Genomic DNA, 15,000 nt, shown 5'->3' on the forward strand with positions numbered 1-15,000 from the left:
AGCGAGTTCAGCGCCGCCCGCGAAAAGCCTCGGAGCGAGGGAAACCCCGGCCCGCGCAGCGGGCCGGGGTCGCGGCAGTCGGGCGTGTTTCTTGGGTACTTCTTTGCACGAGCAAAGAAGTACCTCGCGGCGCGCTGGCGAGTCAGCGCATGGCAGGCGGCGGACCGAAGCCACTGTAAACACCCAACGACGAACCGGGACCAGCCACAACAAGGCAGGCGGTGGCCCGGAGCCACCGCGAAAGCCAGATGACGGCTCCGGCGAGACCCGCGCGCTAGCGGATGAGCATCAGGAGGCCGGCGACGATCAGGATGCCGGCGAAGCCGCGGCGGAGGTGGGCGACCGGCAGATGATGGGTCAGCCATACGCCCCCGCGTACGCTGATGGATGTGCCGATCACGACGCCGAGGATGGCCGGCAGGTAGAGATAACCGAGGGCCCATTCCGGCGCCTGATAGGCCGGGTCGGTCCATTGCGGCAGGGCGAACACCAGGCTGGCGCCGATGGAGATGGGTACGCCCAGGGCGGCCGCCGAGCCGATCGCGCGGCGCAGCTCCAGCCCCTGGCTGACCAGGAATGGTGTGGTGAGCGTGCCACCGCCGATGCCGATCAGCGAGGACACGGCCCCAATCAGGGCCCCGCCACCCAGCCAGACGCTGCGCCGTGGCACCGGGGCCTCCGGGGGCCGGATGTTCAGTAGCATCCAGATCCCGATTGCGACCTCGAAGGCGCCGAAGATGCGGCCGAGGTGGTCGGAGTCGATGCGCGTGGCCAGCCAGGCGCCGATCAATGCACCGACGATGATGCCCGGCAGCAGACGGCGTACCGCCGCGCCGTCCACGCCGCCGCGGCGATGGTGGGCACGGGCCGACAGGATCGCGGTGGGGATGATCGCGCCCAGAGAGGAGCCGACCGCGAGCTGGACGAGGCTGGCCGAGTCAAAGGCCAGCAGGCTGAACACGGCCACGAACACCGGCACCAGGATCAGCCCGCCGCCGATGCCGAACATCCCGGCCGGGATGCCCGCGACCAGGCCCAGCGCCACAAACAGCAGCCCCAGCGCCAGCGGTGACTGGATCAGTGTCTCGGTCATTCGGCGGTGGGCAGCGGGTCAGGGCACAGTGAGCCGGCAGACCGCTGGGATTGCCGGCTCACTGTTCAGGGGGAGGAAGCGCGCTCAGAGCGCCTTGAAGCACTTGCGGGCGGCCTCGATGGTGGCGTCGATGTCGGCGTCCGAGTGGGCGTTGGACATGAAGCCGGCCTCGAAGGCGCTGGGGGCGAGGTAGATGCCCTCGCCCAGCATCGCGTGGAAGAAGTGGCCAAAGGCGGCGGTATCGCAGGCGGTGGCGCCGGCGAAGTCGGTGACCTTCTGCTCCGAGAAGAACAGCCCGAACATGCCCGGCACCTGGTTGGTGGTCACGGCCACGCCGGCCTCGCGCGCGGCGTCCTCGAAGCCCGCGACGACCTTCTTCGTGCGCTGCTCCAGCTCGTCGTGGAAGCCCGGGCGCGACAGGATCTCCAGGGTCTTCAGCCCGGCGGTCATCGCGATCGGGTTCCCGGACAGGGTGCCGGCCTGGTAGACCGGGCCCAACGGCGAGAGGTGTTCCATGATGGCGCGCTTGCCGCCGAAGGCCCCGACCGGCATGCCGCCGCCGATGATCTTGCCCAGCGTGGTCAGGTCCGGGGTCACGCCCAGGTAGCCCTGGGCACAGTTCTTCGACACCCGGAAGCCGGTCATCACCTCGTCGAAGATCAGGACCGCGCCGTGCTGGTCGCAGACCTCGCGCAGGGTCTCGAGGAAGCCCGGTTCCGGCGGGATGCAGTTCATGTTGCCGGCGATCGGTTCGACGATGATGCAGGCGACCTCGTCGCCCTTCTCGGCGAAGAAGGCACGCACGCCGTCGGGGTCGTTGTAGGTCAGCGTGCTGGTCAGCGCGGCCAGTTCCTTGGGTACGCCCGGGGAGCTGGGCTGCCCGAGGGTCAGGGCACCGGAGCCGGCCTTCACCAGCAGGGAGTCGCCGTGACCGTGGTAGTTGCCCTCGAACTTCACGATGCGGTCGCGCCCGGTGTAGCCGCGCGCCAGGCGGATCGCGCTCATGGTCGCCTCGGAACCCGAGTTGGTCATGCGCACCATATCCATCGACGGCACCAGCTCGCAGACCTTGTCGGCCATGTCGTTCTCCAGCCGGGTCGGGCAGCCGAACGACAGGCCGTTATTGCAGGCCTCGCGCACCGCCTCGATCACCTCGGGGTGGGCGTGGCCGGCGACCATCGGGCCCCAGGAACCGATGTAGTCGATATAGCGCTGGCCGTCGGCGTCCCACATGTAGGCGCCGTTGGCGCGGTCCATGAAGATCGGGGTCCCGCCGACGCCCTTGAAGGCGCGCACGGGGGAGTTCACGCCGCCGGGGATGTGCTGCTTGGCGGCCTCGAACAGACGCTCGGTTTCCTGCATGACGATGTCCCTGTGGTTCGTTGGATTCGGTAGGCCAGGCAACCATAGCGGCGGCCAGGCGGGCGTGCAAAGAATCAGTCGGTTTCGCCCGGGTTGAACAGGCCGGCGATGCGGTGCGCGGCGGCCTCGGGGTCGGGCGCGGCGCTCACGCCCTGGATGACGGCGACCATGTCCGCGCCGGCCGCGACCACATCGGAGGCGTTCTCGGGCGTGATCCCGCCGATCGCGCAGATGGGGAGTTCCAGCTTCGCGCGGGCCTCGCGGAACAGATCGAGTTCCGCGCGCACCGCGTCGGGCTTGGTCGGCGACGGGAACACGGAACCGAAGGCCGCGTAGCTGGCGCCGTCAGCCAGGGCCGCTCGGGCCCGTTCGAGCTCGTTGTAGCAGGAGACGCCGACCATCGCGCCGGGACCGAGCCGCATGCGGGCCGCGGCCGGATCGGGGTCGTCGCGGCCCAGATGCACGCCATCCGCTTCGACGCGCGCGGCCAGTTCGGTGTCATCGTTGATGATGCACAACGCGCCGTGGGCATGGGCGAGGGCGACCAGCTCACGCGCGATAGCCGCGCGTGCCTCACCGGTCAGAACCTTGTCGCGGAACTGGATCAGGCGCGCGCCGCCGCGCAGTGCGGCACGGCTGTTTTCGAGGTGGGTGGCGCGCGGGTCCGCGCCCTCCGGAACGGGCGGGGTGATGAAATAGAGCCCGCGCAGCCGCGGGTCACGCTCAGGCGTCATGGGGGCACAGCCGGTTGGGGACGTGCTGGCCGTGGCCGGGGGCGTAGCCCCGGGCGACTGCGTCGTTCATGAAGGCCTGAGCCTCGATTACCGCCGGTTCCAGATCGCGACCGCGCGCGAGGAAGGCGGCGATGGCCGCGGCCAGGGTGCAGCCGGAGCCGTGGTAGCCCGCCGGCTGGCGCGGCAGCTCGAAGGGGCGAACGTGACCGTCCTCGCGGTACAGGCGGTTGATGATCGGCTCGTCCCCGCCGCCCTCATGGCCGCCGGTGACCAGCACGTTGCGCGCACCCAGGTCGCGCAGCTGTTGTCCCCACCGCGTGGCATCCTCGGTGCGAGCCAGGCGCGCGGCCTCGGGCCCATTCGGTGTGATCAGGGTTGCGCGCGGTAGCAGGGCCTCGCGGGTCGCGTCGACCACGGCCTCTGTGGCGAGCGCCCCGCCGCCGCCGGCGACCATCACCGGGTCCAGCACCACCGGAATGTGCGGGTGTGCGGCCAGCAGCGCGGAGACCGTGGTGACGTTGTCCACCGAGCCGAGCATGCCGATCTTGATCGCGGCGACCTGGAGATCGGCCAGTGTGACCTCGATCTGGCCGCGCAACTGTTCCGCGGGCAGCACGCTGAAATCCACCACGTTGCGGGTGTCCTGCACGGTGATCGCGGTCACCGCCGTGGCCCCGTGTACGCCGAGCCGGGTAAAGGTTGTGAGGTCGGCCTGCAGGCCCGCGCCACCACCGGGGTCGGAGCCGGCAATAGTCAGCGCGATCGGAGGATGATTCATGAATGGGGGTTCCCGTGCTAAGGTTGCGCGCGCCCCGGCACCCCCGGGGCGTTTCCTGTATGAATCCCGGGAGTGTACGCAGCATGAGCAGCGAGTTCGAAGTCGAGTCCCTCCGTCCCCTGGTCGCCGCCGCCGCGGCGGGTGGCACGCTGAACGCGGAGGTCGACCAGGCCCTGGCCGCACTGGAGCAGGAGATCAACCGGCTCGCCGCCGAGCTGAAGGTGGAGCACGTGGGCCCCGGGGTGGGCATGGCGGACATGAATGCCCAGCATGTCTATCGCCTGGTGATCCGTCAGCACGAGATCGACGTGACCCGCCACGAATGGAGCCTGTGGGTCTGCGATGCGCTGGACAACTGCGACTTCCGCGCGACCTGGCCGGTCACCGGCGCCGGGCGTCTGCGCCGCAAGCAGGTGACGGCCGTGGTACCGGAGCTGGTGACGGGCTACCGCGATGCGGTCGTGGCCGCCGGCAAGGGTGATACCCCGGCGGGCCAGCGCCTGGCGCAGATCGCGGCGGTCTTTGAGTAACGCTGACTGCTGCACGCGCCAGGCGGCGTCAGCACTGTAAAGGTCAAGGGCGATTGCACCACGAAGCGCACGAAGGCTCGAAGAAAATCCTTTTGTTGCAAGCCTTGCTGGCGCCGAATGGCTTGGTTCCAGCCTACGGGTCATCCTGAACAATCATCCCGAACTCCGGTCTTTCTTCGTGATCTCTGTGCCCTCCGTGGTGAAAACGCCCTTGACCTTGCCTTTCTTCGTGCCTTCGTGGGCTTCGTGGTGCAATCAACTCACCCGGGCCAGTGGCTCGGGGTCGCCTCAAGCGGTGGTGTCGCGCAGCGAGATGACCGGCCAGCCCTTGTTGCGGGCATGTTCCGCGAGGGTGGGGTCCGGATCCACGGCCACCGGGCGGCCGACCTGCTCCAGTAGCGGGATGTCGTTGCGCGAGTCGCTGTAGAAGCTGGCCTGTGCGATGGTGCCCTCGGGGTCCGGGTGGTCCGCGAGGTGCTGGCGCAGGCGCACGATCTTGCCTTCCTGAAAGCAGGGCACGCCCGTCAGTTCGCCGGTGAACTCCCCATCCTCGCGTTCTTCCGCCAGGGTCGCGATCAGGTGATCCACGCCGAGCATGTCGGCGATCGGCTGGGTCACGAACTGGTTGGTCGCGGTGATGATCACCAGCTCGTCGCCGGCCTCGCGGTGTTCGGCCAGCAGGCGCGGGGCGCCGGGGGCGATCATCGGCCGGATCAGGGTGTCGATGAAGCGTTTCCGCCACTCGTCCAGCTGCGCCCGCGGGTGTTCGGCCAGCGGGCTGAAGGCGAAGCGGCAGAACTCGTGGATATCGAGGACGCCCGCGACATACTCCTGGTAGAAGCGGTCATTGGTCTCGGCGTGGCAGGTCGGGTGCACCGCACCCACTTCGGCCAGGAACTGGTTCCAGGCGTGATCGCTGTCGCCGGCAAGAAGCGTGTTGTCGAGGTCGAACAGGGCCAGGGCCATGGGGCGGTTCTCGGGTTGGCATGAGTCGGGCGAAAGTGTACCGGCGGGCGTGGCGGCCTGCAGCCTCCTGTCCCCTGCAGGGCCGGCACCGGAGGCCGGGTAGGGGCTTTGCCGCCGGGGCGCCGGCTGTGGAACAATGCCAGTAATAGAAAAGCGTCTGGCTGATGCAAGTGATTGATTGTGACGGGTATCGCGCAAACGTAGGCATCATCCTGTGCAACGCGGAAAAACAGCTGTTCTGGGGCAAGCGGGTCGGTCAGGAGGCCTGGCAGTTTCCCCAGGGGGGCGTGCACGCGGAAGAAACGCCGGAAGAGGCGATGTACCGCGAGTTGCGCGAGGAGACCGGCCTGTTTCCCCGGCACGTCGAGGTGCTGGGTGCCACCCGCCATTGGCTGCGCTACCGCCTGCCGGAGCGTATGGTCCGGCGTCATCAGCGCCCGGTCTGCATCGGCCAGAAGCAGCGCTGGTTCCTGCTGCGCATGGTCGGACACGAGGACGACGTGGTGCTGGATGCAATGGAAACCCCGGAATTCGATGACTGGCGCTGGATCGACTACTGGCGCCCGGCGCGCGAGGTCGTGCACTTCAAGCGCCAGGTCTACCGCCGGGCGCTGTGCGAGCTGGTGCCGCTGATGTTCCCCGAACTGGATCCAGGGCGCGCGCGCCGCTCCGGTGGTCGCGGCCCGGAAACCTCGCTGAACCGCTCGTCGGTGTCCTCGCGTTGACGATCCCGAAGCAGCCCTCGATGCTCGAGGTCCTGCGCCGCGTGGTGCAGGAGGTGAACGGTGCTGCGGATTTCTTCGAAGCGCTGCACATTATCGTCACGCGGGTGAAGGCGGCGCTGGAGATCGATGTCTGCTCGATCTACCTGAAGTCGCCGCAGTCGGGACGTCTGGTGCTGATGGCCTCGGAGGGCCTGCGCTCGGAATCGGTGGGGCAGGTCGAGATGGATCCCTCGGAGGGCCTGGTCGGGCTGGTGGCCTCGCGTGCCGAGCCGGTCAACCTTGACAGCGCCCAGGACCACCCGCGTTTTCGCTACTTCCCGGAGACCGGGGAGGAGCACTTCCTCGCGTTTCTCGGCGTGCCGATCATTCACCAGCGCAGCCTGCTGGGCGTGCTGGTGGTGCAGCAGCACCAGGCCCGCAAGTTCGATGACGAGCATGTCTCCTTCCTGATTACCCTCGCCGCGCAGCTGGCCGGGGCCATTGCCTATGCGGAGTTCAACGACGAGATCTCCTCCGAGACGCCGCTGATTGGGCACGTGAACGTCGAGGCGACCGGGATTGCCGGTTCGCCGGGCGTGGCGATCGGGCGGGCCGTGGTGGCCTACCGTCTGGCGGATCTCGATTCCATCCCGGACCGCGAGGGTTCGGGGGTGGAGGGCGAGCTGGAGCACTTCAAGCAGGCGGTCGTGGAGACCCGCACCGAGATCGAGGACCTGAAACAGCGCATGGGCGAGGCCCTGGGGCCGGACGAGCAGGTGCTGTTCGATGCCTATCTGATGCTGCTGGGTTCCGACTCGCTGGTGCACAAGACCGAGGCGCGAATCCGCAACGGCCAGTGGGCGCCGGCCGCGCTGCGCGACACGGTGCGCGAGAGCGTACGGGTGTTCGAGGACATGGAGGACCCGTACCTGCGCGAGCGTGCGGCGGATGTGCGCGACCTGGGCCGCCGCGTGCTGTCGCACCTGCTGCCGGCGGATCGAAGCCAGGACGAGTTTCCGGATGGCGGCATCCTGGTCGGGGATGACCTGACCGCCTCGCATCTGGCAGAAGTGCCGATCGAGCGGCTGGGGGCGATGGTCTCGGCCAAGGGGACCGGCTCCTCGCATATCGCGATCCTCGCGCGTGCCCTGAACATCCCGGCGGTGATGGGGGTGTCCGAGCTGCCGGTGGGGCGGCTGGAAGGGCGCGAGATCCTGGTCGACGGCTATCGTGGCCGGCTGTTCGTGAACCCCAACGCCGAACTGCGCGCGGAGTTCGAGCGCCTGGTACGCGAGGAGCGCGAGCTGGCGGAGGACCTGCGGGCGCTGGCCAAGGACCCGGCCGAGACCCGCGACGGGGTTGCCGTGCCGGTGCTGGCGAACTCCGGTCTGCTGGCGGACATCAAGCCGTCGCTGGAATCCGGGGCCGAGGGGGTCGGGCTGTACCGAACCGAGGTCCCGTTCATGATCCGCGACCGGTTCCCCGGCGAGGAGGAGCAGGTCCAGCTCTACGAGCAGGTGCTGGCCTCCTTCGACCCGATGCCGGTGACCCTGCGCACGCTGGATATCGGCGGCGACAAGGCCCTGCCCTATTTCCCGGTCAAGGAGGACAACCCCTTCCTCGGCTGGCGCGGCATCCGCATCTCGCTGGACCACCCGGAGATCTTCCTGACCCAGCTGCGAGCGATGCTCAAGGCGAGCCGGTCACACGACAACCTGCAGATCCTGTTCCCGATGATCTCGGCGCTGGATGAGCTGAAGGGCGCGATGACCCTGCTCAACCGGGCGCGCGAGGAGCTGCTGGACGAGGGCTTCCGCATCCCGATGCCGCGTGTCGGCGTGATGGTGGAGGTGCCGGCGGCGGTATACATGTCGGAGATGCTCGCCCGGCGGGTGGATTTCCTGTCCGTGGGCACCAACGACCTGGTTCAGTACCTGCTGGCGGTGGATCGCAACAACGCCCGCGTGGCGCATCTCTACGACACCCTGCATCCGGCCTGTATCCATGCGCTGGAGACGATTACCGAGGGTTCGCACCGGGCCGGCAAGCCGGTCAGCGTGTGCGGGGAGATGGCGGCCGATCCGGCCGCGGTGATCCTGCTGCTGGGAATGGGGATCGACAGCCTGAGCGTCAGCGTGTCCTCGATCCCGCGGGTGAAATGGGTCATCCGAAGCTTCTCCACCGACCGCGCCGAGGCGCTGCTGGCGCAGTGCCGGCTGCTGGAGAATGCCGATCAGATCCGCTCGCTGCTGAACAATGCCCTGGTCCAGGCGGGGCTGGGTGGCCTGGTGCGCGCCGGCAAGACCTGACGCCGGGAGCCCGTGATCCGGGGCCGCCGGCGCCCGCTGTTGTCCGTTGCCCCGTTACCGTTACCCGTTGCGCTTTGCCCGCCACAGCGCAATCAGCGCGCTCAGCAGGAAGATCCCGAGCACCACGCCGATGGCGATCAGGGCATCGGGGATCGAGCGGTTGATCACCAGCACCACCGCGCCCACCAGGATCGGTACCGGCACCTCGTTGAACCAGCGATACCAGGTGTGGTCGCGGCGGTTCAGGTCATCGCGGAAGTCCCGCACGATCTTGCCGCACCAGACGTGGTAAGCGACCAGGATCGCGATCAGGGTCAGCTTGAAGTGCATCCACGGCTCGGCCAGGTAGAACGAGCGGTCCACCAGCATGGCCACGCCGAAGGCGATGGTGATCAGGGCGCCGGGAGTCATGATCCCGTAGAACAGCTTGCGCTCCATCACCTTGAAGCGCTCGTGGCCCAGGGCGTCCTCGGTCATCGCGTGATAGACGAACAGGCGCGGCAGATAGAACAGCCCGGCGAACCAGGTGACCATGAAGATCACGTGCAGGCTGAGGAACCAGTTGTAGGCTTGCATGGAGGTCCTTCGCGTTGAGGAAACACTGATCAATGTACACCCTCGCGTTGGCATCCCAGGTTTTCCGAGGCAAGGCGCGTCGTGCAGCGGGTAGTGGTTCTACCCGCAAGCGGCGCAACGCAGAATCGGGGAACCTGGGGTGCCAACCCCACAAGCTATTGAGAGCAGGGGCTCGGCCGCCCGTTGTTGACGAAAACGGGCGCGCGCACGGCGTTGCGGTTCCCTTGTGCAGAATGACTGCACGGCAGTCACCGCGACTTGTTCGCACGCAAAAGCGACTCGAGCGCGAGCGTGTACATTAATCAGTGTTTCCTTGACGGGCCGGGGGAAGCGTGCCCGCTCGGCGTTGATTTACGAGAGCCAGCGTTCCAGGTGGCGTTCGATCTGTTCGAAGTCCGGATCGCCCAGCTTCTGATAGACGATGCGGCCATTCGGCGAAATCAGGAAGGTAGTCGGCGTCAGACGCACCCCGCCGTAGGCCTGGGAAAAGGCATCGTCGCTGTCGTGGATGACCGTGTAGGGCATCCCGCGATCCTCGCGCATGGCCTCCACGCGATTGATCGGGTCGTAGGACAGCGCGACCGCCAGCAGCTCGAAGCCCTTGTCCGCGTAGGTCTCGTGCAGGTGGATCAGTTCCGGGATCTCGCGGATGCAGGAGGGGCAGTTGGTGGCCCAGAAGGAGATCATCACCGGGCGACCCTCGTAGTCCTCCAGGGCTACCCGTTTGCCGTCCAGGGTGGTGGCGGAGAAGGCGGGTGCCGGGCGCATGCCGTCATCGGTCAGCCAGATAGTCGCGGCAATGGCGACCAGCGCGATGATGAAGATGCCTCCGAAGATGGCCTTGCGGTCGATCCTGACTTTGCTCATGGGGTGTGATCCGTTGATCGAGTAGCCTGAAAAGGTGGACTTGCGGGGCGGGCGTACGTTCCGTGGTCCCGGCCAAGGCGGTATCATGCCGCAGCATGATGAATGCAACCAACAGCAAACCCATCCGCATCGGGGTTGTCGGTGCCACCGGCTACACCGGTGTGGAGCTGCTGCGCCTGCTGGCGCAGCACCCGGCGGCCGATCTGCAGGTGGTGACCTCGCGCGGCGAGGCGGGCACGCCCGTGGCCGAACTGTTCCCCAGCCTGCGCGGCGCGGTCGACGCGGTGTTCCAGGCGCCGGACGAGGCGACCCTGGGCGCGTGCGACGTGGTCTTCTTTGCTACCCCCCACGGGGTGGCCCACGCGCTGGCCGCGCCCCTGCTGGAGCGGGGTACGCGCATCATTGACCTGTCGGCGGATTTCCGCATCCGCGATCCCGACCTGTGGGCGCAGTGGTACGGGCAGCCGCACGGCGCGCCCGAGTATCTGGGCGAGGCCGTGTACGGCCTGCCCGAGCTGAACCGGGCGTTTATCCGCGACGCTCGCCTGATTGCGGTACCGGGTTGTTACCCGACGGCCGTGACGCTTGCGGTGCTGCCCCTGCTGGAGGCGGGCCTGATCGATCCGGCGGATGTGATCGCGGACGCCAAGAGCGGTGTCAGCGGGGCCGGGCGCAAGGCACAGATCGGCGGACTGTTTGCCGAGGTGCAGGAGGACTTCCGCGCCTACGCCAGCGGCGGACACCGGCACTGGCCGGAGATCCACCAGACGCTGAGCGGGGTGGCCGGGCAGTCGGTAGGGCTGATCTTCCAGCCGCATTTGGTGCCGATGACACGCGGGATCCATGCGACCCTTTACCTGCGGCCGCAGACGACGGGTGCCGACTGGCAGGCCTGTTTCGAGGATCGCTACCGCGACGAGCCGTTTGTGGATGCATTGCCGCCGGGTTCGCATCCACAGACATCCAGCGTTCGTGGCACCAACCTCTGTCGGGTGGCCCTGGCGCAGCCCCCGCATTCCGGGCGGCTGATGGTGCTCTCGGTGATCGACAATCTGGTGAAGGGCGCGGCCGGGCAGGCTGTGCAGAACATGAATCTGATGTTCGGCCAGCCGGAAACCGCGGGGCTGGACGCGCTGCCGGTCTTCCCCTGATGCCCGGGCCGGTCGCATGAGCATCCGCGTCCCGCGTCTGCCCCGCCGGCCGCGTATACCGGCCCGGCGGCGGGCGCCGGGGCGAGGCCGGGGCGTATGGTGGGTGCTCCTGCTGGCCGGGGCGCTGGTGCTGGCTCTGGTCGTCGGGATGGGGAGCTGGTTGGCAAAGGATCTGCGGGAGGGCTCGGCAACGGTGGATCCGCAGGCGGGGCTCGATTCTCTGCGAAAGGACCTGGAGCAGGAGATCGCAGCGCGCCGGGAAGCCGAGGAGGCCCTGCTCCGCGCCGAACAGCAGATGGCGATCAAGGGTGCAGAGGTCGCGGCCTTTGCCAACGACATCGAGCGGCAGGAGGCCGAACTGCAGGCGTTGCGCGAGGAGCTGGCGTTTTATCAGCGTCTCGCGGAAGGGGCGGGCGAGGACGGTCTGGGCATCCGTGCCCTCGGCTTGCAGCGTACCGGGCAGGCCGGGGTGTTCGATGTAAGCTTTCAGTTCTATCGCCCGGGCCTGGGGCAGTCGGTGGACCTGACGTGGTCACTCGAGGTGGACGGTGTCCTGGCGGGTGAGGAGGGTGTGAGCACCCTCGATGCCGAGGCCCTGGACGTGGATTCCGCGCGTACGCTCGAGGGGCTGAGGTTGCTGAGGAACCAGCGTGTCCGGATCCGATTGCCAGAGGGGTTCGAGCCGCAGTACCTGACGCTGCGCGCGAGTGCCGAAGATGACGAGGATCTCGAACCGGTCTCCGAACGGGCCGAATGGGGTCGCCTGCTGGAGGGTACGCAATGATTGGACGCAAGAAAGGCCGCCGGGCGAGCAAGGTGGACACGCTGGTCGGGCGCAATACCGTGATCCACGGCGATATCGAGTTTGATGGCGGGCTGCACATCGAGGGTCGGGTCATCGGGGATATCCGGGGCGCGACCGATCCTTCGGCCGTCCTGGTGGTGGCCACTGGGGGGGTGATCGAGGGCCATATCGCGGTTCCGCATCTGCTGATGAACGGAGAGGTGCAGGGCGATGTCCATGTGGGTGAGCATGTGGAACTCGGGGAAACCGCCCGGCTGGTCGGTAACCTCTACTACACTATGCTGCAGATGGCGGAAGGCGCCCAGGTCGACGGTTTGCTCAAGCGCGTGGATCATCCCCTCCAGGGCGAACTGGAGGGGCCGGGCGAGCCCCAGGCCCTGACCAATCCCACGGAAGGTGGGCATTCTTGACTCCGGGGCTCAGTCTTCCGTAGCGTGAATGAAAATGATTATTACAGGAGGCCCCCGAATGTCCGAGCCCATGACGACCGAAGCGGAAATGGACATCGAAATCCCCAGCCCGCTGATCTTTACCGATGCCGCGGCCACCAAGGTGAAGGGGCTGATCGAGGAAGAGAACAACGACAACCTGAAGCTGCGCGTATTCGTCAGCGGTGGCGGTTGCTCGGGCTTCCAGTACGGCTTCACCTTCGACGAAACCGTTGGTGATGGTGACACGGTGGTCGAAAACGGCGGGGTGACCCTGCTGATCGACCCGATGAGCTTCCAGTATCTGGCCGGTGCGGAGATCGACTACAGCGAAGGCCTGGAAGGGGCGCAGTTCGTGATCCGCAACCCGAATGCCACCACGACCTGCGGCTGCGGTTCCAGCTTCTCGGTCTGAAGACGAGCGAAAGTCCGTTATAAAAAGGCCCGATCCGGCAGATCGGGCCTTTTTTGTTAGGGGGTGGACCGCTGGCGCCCCACCGGGCGGGTGCCGCCGGGGATGATGCAGCCGAGGACCCGCGGGCCGCGTGCCCCGGTGACCTCGGGCAGGTTGCCGGATTGTCCGGCAAGGGTCCGGGCGGCCAGCCAGGCAAAGGCGGCGCCTTCCACCTGTTGCGGCGGGATGCCGTAGCGCTCGGTGGTCTCCACGCGAGTATCGGGCAGGGCCTTCGCCAGGCGATCCATCACGTGCAGGTTGTGCGCGCCGCCTCCACATACCAGCAGGCGGTCGGGCGGCTGGGTGTGCAGGTGCGCGAGGGCGCGCCGGACGCCTTCCACTGTGAGTTCCGCCAGGGTCGCCTGGACGTCCGCGGGGCTGACCCGATCGACTCGGCTGCCCGCTGCGGTGCGCAGCCAGGCGGGGGAGAAGTACTCGGGTCCGGTGCTCTTGGGTGGAGGCCGCTGGAAGAACGGATCCTGGAGCATCCGCGTCAGCAGTTCGGGGTCGGGCGTGCCGCTGCGAGCCCAGGCCCCGTCCCGGTCGAACGGTGTCGAATGATGGCGCCGGTTCCAGTCGTCCATCAGGGTGTTGGCCGGGCCGCAGTCGAAGCCGGTCACGGGCTCGCCAGGTTGGAGCCAGGTGATATTGGCGATGCCCCCTAGGTTTAGTACCGCGCGGGTCTCGTCGGTTGCGGCAAACTGCATTGCGTGGAAGCCGCAGGCCAACGGGGCCCCTTCGCCACCGGCCGCAATGTCGCGGGGGCGGAACTGGGCCACGGTGTCGATGCCCGTGGCCTCCGCAATCCGGAAGGGGTCCCCGATTTGCCAGGTGAAGCCCGGCTCGGCATCCGGGGCGTGGTGCACGGTCTGGCCGTGACTACCGATCGCACGGATCGCCCCGGGTGCGAGTCCGGTCTGGGCCAGCAGGGCCTGGACGGCACGCGCGAATAGCAACCCAAGGCGAGCATCCAGTGCGCCCAGCTGGCGGTAGCGCAGGGTTTCGGTGGTGGCGGCGGTCGCCAGCTCCTGGGCGAGGTCGTCGGGGTAGTCCAGCTGGCAGTGGTCCACCACGCGTACAGCGCCGCCCTGGCTGATCTCCGTCAGTACGGCATCGACGCCGTCCCGGCTGGTCCCGGACATCAGTCCGATAAAGCGTTCCATCATGCTGGTGGCCCTCGTGCGCGATCGGCAGTATTCCGTATCTATTCTGGACCACTGCCACATTTCGCGTCCGTTCGGGCGTCGCGGTATCCTTGCGCGCGACCGGCCAGCCGGGCCGGTCGCCGATCTCGATCAAGGGGCGACATGGAACTCGAAGACCAGCTGGCCGTGATCCGTCGCGGTGCCGACGAAATCCTGCTTGAAGACGACCTCGTCGAGCGCCTCAAGACGGGCCGCCCGTTGCGGATCAAGGCGGGGTTCGACCCCACCGCGCCGGACCTGCACCTGGGGCACACGGTGCTGATCAACAAGCTGCGTCAGCTCCAGGACCTCGGTCACCACATCCTGTTCCTGATCGGCGACTTTACCGGTCGCATCGGCGATCCCTCGGGGAAAAACGCCACGCGCCCGCCGCTGTCCACCGAGGACATTGAGCGCAATGCCGCGACCTACCGCGAGCAGGTGTTCCGGATCCTCGACCCGGAACGCACCGAGGTGGTCTTCAATTCCACCTGGATGGAGCCGCTCGGCGCGGCCGGCATGGTTCAGCTTGCCTCGCGTCAGACCGTGGCGCGCATGCTTGAGCGAGACGATTTTCACAAGCGATACAGCGCGCACCAGCCGATTGCGATCCATGAGTTTCTGTACCCGCTCATTCAGGGCTACGACTCGGTGGCGCTGAAGGCGGACATGGAACTGGGCGGTACCGATCAGAAGTTCAACCTCCTGGTGGGGCGCGAACTGCAGAAGCAGGAGGGACAGCCACCGCAGGTGATTCTGACCATGCCCATCCTGGAAGGACTGGACGGTGTCCAGAAGATGAGCAAGTCCCTGAACAACTATATCGGGGTTCAGGACGCCCCCGACGACATGTTCGGCAAGTTGATGTCCATCTCCGATGAACTGATGTGGCGCTACTTCGAGCTGCTCAGTCTTCGGCCCATGCACGACATTCGGGAGGCCCGCCGCGCGGCGGAGGCCGGCGAGCGCAATCCGCGCGACATCAAGTTCGAACTGGGGCGCGAGCTGGTTGACCGATTCCACGGACCGGGCCACGGCGAACGCGCCCAGGCGCGTTTT

General features: G+C 67.4%; 16 protein-coding genes (1 of these 16 only partly in view). 8 read left to right on the forward strand and 8 right to left on the reverse strand.

Features of this window, described 5'->3' with window-relative positions:
* Positions 1 to 274: 274 nt before the first annotated feature.
* From F572_RS0104390 to thiD, 4 genes are all read right to left on the reverse strand, one after another.
* Positions 275 to 1,093, reverse strand: a complete 819-nt coding sequence (locus F572_RS0104390) for a sulfite exporter TauE/SafE family protein (protein ID WP_017940796.1) — start codon at positions 1,091 to 1,093, stop codon at positions 275 to 277.
* Between the two features lie 84 nt (positions 1,094 to 1,177).
* Positions 1,178 to 2,455, reverse strand: coding sequence for a glutamate-1-semialdehyde 2,1-aminomutase (gene hemL, locus F572_RS0104395; protein ID WP_017940795.1), 1,278 nt, complete (start codon positions 2,453 to 2,455; stop codon positions 1,178 to 1,180).
* A 74-nt stretch (positions 2,456 to 2,529) separates the two neighbouring features.
* Complete coding sequence (thiE, locus tag F572_RS0104400) at positions 2,530 to 3,189, reverse strand: thiamine phosphate synthase (protein WP_017940794.1); 660 nt, start codon at positions 3,187 to 3,189, stop codon at positions 2,530 to 2,532.
* Positions 3,179 to 3,967 (reverse strand): bifunctional hydroxymethylpyrimidine kinase/phosphomethylpyrimidine kinase, encoded by a 789-nt coding sequence (thiD, locus tag F572_RS0104405; protein WP_017940793.1) that lies wholly within the window; start codon positions 3,965 to 3,967, stop codon positions 3,179 to 3,181. The genes thiE and thiD overlap by 11 nt, the downstream gene beginning before the upstream one ends.
* 83 nt (positions 3,968 to 4,050) lie before the next feature.
* Between thiD and F572_RS0104410 the strand changes: the two genes are divergently transcribed.
* Positions 4,051 to 4,497 (forward strand): hypothetical protein, encoded by a 447-nt coding sequence (locus tag F572_RS0104410; protein WP_017940792.1) that lies wholly within the window; start codon positions 4,051 to 4,053, stop codon positions 4,495 to 4,497.
* A 288-nt stretch (positions 4,498 to 4,785) separates the two neighbouring features.
* Here the strand turns inward: F572_RS0104410 and F572_RS0104415 are convergent, their stop codons facing one another.
* Positions 4,786 to 5,463: an HAD family phosphatase gene (locus tag F572_RS0104415; protein WP_017940791.1), complete on the reverse strand. Its 678-nt coding sequence runs from the start codon at positions 5,461 to 5,463 to the stop codon at positions 4,786 to 4,788.
* A gap of 164 nt (positions 5,464 to 5,627) precedes the next feature.
* On the opposite strand from F572_RS0104415, the gene F572_RS0104420 reads away from it, so the two are divergent.
* Positions 5,628 to 6,188, forward strand: a complete 561-nt coding sequence (locus F572_RS0104420; protein ID WP_017940790.1) for an RNA pyrophosphohydrolase — start codon at positions 5,628 to 5,630, stop codon at positions 6,186 to 6,188.
* 20 nt (positions 6,189 to 6,208) lie between these two features.
* Positions 6,209 to 8,476, forward strand: coding sequence for a phosphoenolpyruvate--protein phosphotransferase (gene ptsP, locus F572_RS0104425; RefSeq protein ID WP_026142903.1), 2,268 nt, complete (start codon positions 6,209 to 6,211; stop codon positions 8,474 to 8,476).
* 60 nt (positions 8,477 to 8,536) lie between these two features.
* On the opposite strand, the gene F572_RS0104430 is transcribed toward ptsP, so the two are convergent.
* Both F572_RS0104430 and F572_RS0104435 read right to left on the reverse strand, forming a co-directional pair.
* Positions 8,537 to 9,052: a CopD family protein gene (locus F572_RS0104430; protein WP_017940788.1), complete on the reverse strand. Its 516-nt coding sequence runs from the start codon at positions 9,050 to 9,052 to the stop codon at positions 8,537 to 8,539.
* Positions 9,053 to 9,403: 351 nt separating this feature from the next.
* The gene (locus F572_RS0104435; RefSeq protein WP_017940787.1) at positions 9,404 to 9,919 is read right to left on the reverse strand and encodes a peroxiredoxin; all 516 of its coding nucleotides are present in this window, start codon (positions 9,917 to 9,919) and stop codon (positions 9,404 to 9,406) included.
* Positions 9,920 to 10,014: 95 nt separating this feature from the next.
* On the opposite strand from F572_RS0104435, the gene argC reads away from it, so the two are divergent.
* From argC to erpA, 4 genes are read left to right on the forward strand one after another with little or no spacing between them, the layout of a single operon-like run.
* Complete coding sequence (argC, locus tag F572_RS0104440; protein WP_017940786.1) at positions 10,015 to 11,070, forward strand: N-acetyl-gamma-glutamyl-phosphate reductase; 1,056 nt, start codon at positions 10,015 to 10,017, stop codon at positions 11,068 to 11,070.
* 16 nt (positions 11,071 to 11,086) lie between these two features.
* Positions 11,087 to 11,854 (forward strand): DUF6776 family protein, encoded by a 768-nt coding sequence (locus F572_RS0104445; protein ID WP_026142902.1) that lies wholly within the window; start codon positions 11,087 to 11,089, stop codon positions 11,852 to 11,854.
* Complete coding sequence (locus F572_RS0104450) at positions 11,851 to 12,285, forward strand: polymer-forming cytoskeletal protein (protein WP_017940784.1); 435 nt, start codon at positions 11,851 to 11,853, stop codon at positions 12,283 to 12,285. Before F572_RS0104445 ends, F572_RS0104450 begins: the two co-directional genes overlap by 4 nt.
* Positions 12,286 to 12,343: 58 nt before the next feature.
* Positions 12,344 to 12,718 carry an iron-sulfur cluster insertion protein ErpA gene (gene erpA, locus F572_RS0104455; protein ID WP_017940783.1) on the forward strand — a complete coding sequence of 125 codons (375 nt, stop codon included), beginning with the start codon at positions 12,344 to 12,346 and terminating at the stop codon, positions 12,716 to 12,718.
* 56 nt (positions 12,719 to 12,774) lie between these two features.
* On the opposite strand, the gene F572_RS0104460 is transcribed toward erpA, so the two are convergent.
* Positions 12,775 to 13,923, reverse strand: a complete 1,149-nt coding sequence (locus F572_RS0104460; RefSeq protein ID WP_017940782.1) for an anhydro-N-acetylmuramic acid kinase — start codon at positions 13,921 to 13,923, stop codon at positions 12,775 to 12,777.
* A 141-nt stretch (positions 13,924 to 14,064) separates the two neighbouring features.
* On the opposite strand from F572_RS0104460, the gene tyrS reads away from it, so the two are divergent.
* Positions 14,065 to 15,000, forward strand: partial view of a tyrosine--tRNA ligase gene (tyrS, locus tag F572_RS0104465; RefSeq protein WP_017940781.1) — the 5' portion only. It continues 279 nt past the right edge of the window; 936 of the gene's 1,215 nt are visible here — the first part of the coding sequence; its start codon is at positions 14,065 to 14,067; the stop codon falls past the right edge of the window.

It is taken from the genome of Thioalkalivibrio sp. ALE14 (assembly GCF_000376845.1).
Classification (GTDB): domain Bacteria; phylum Pseudomonadota; class Gammaproteobacteria; order Ectothiorhodospirales; family Ectothiorhodospiraceae; genus Thioalkalivibrio.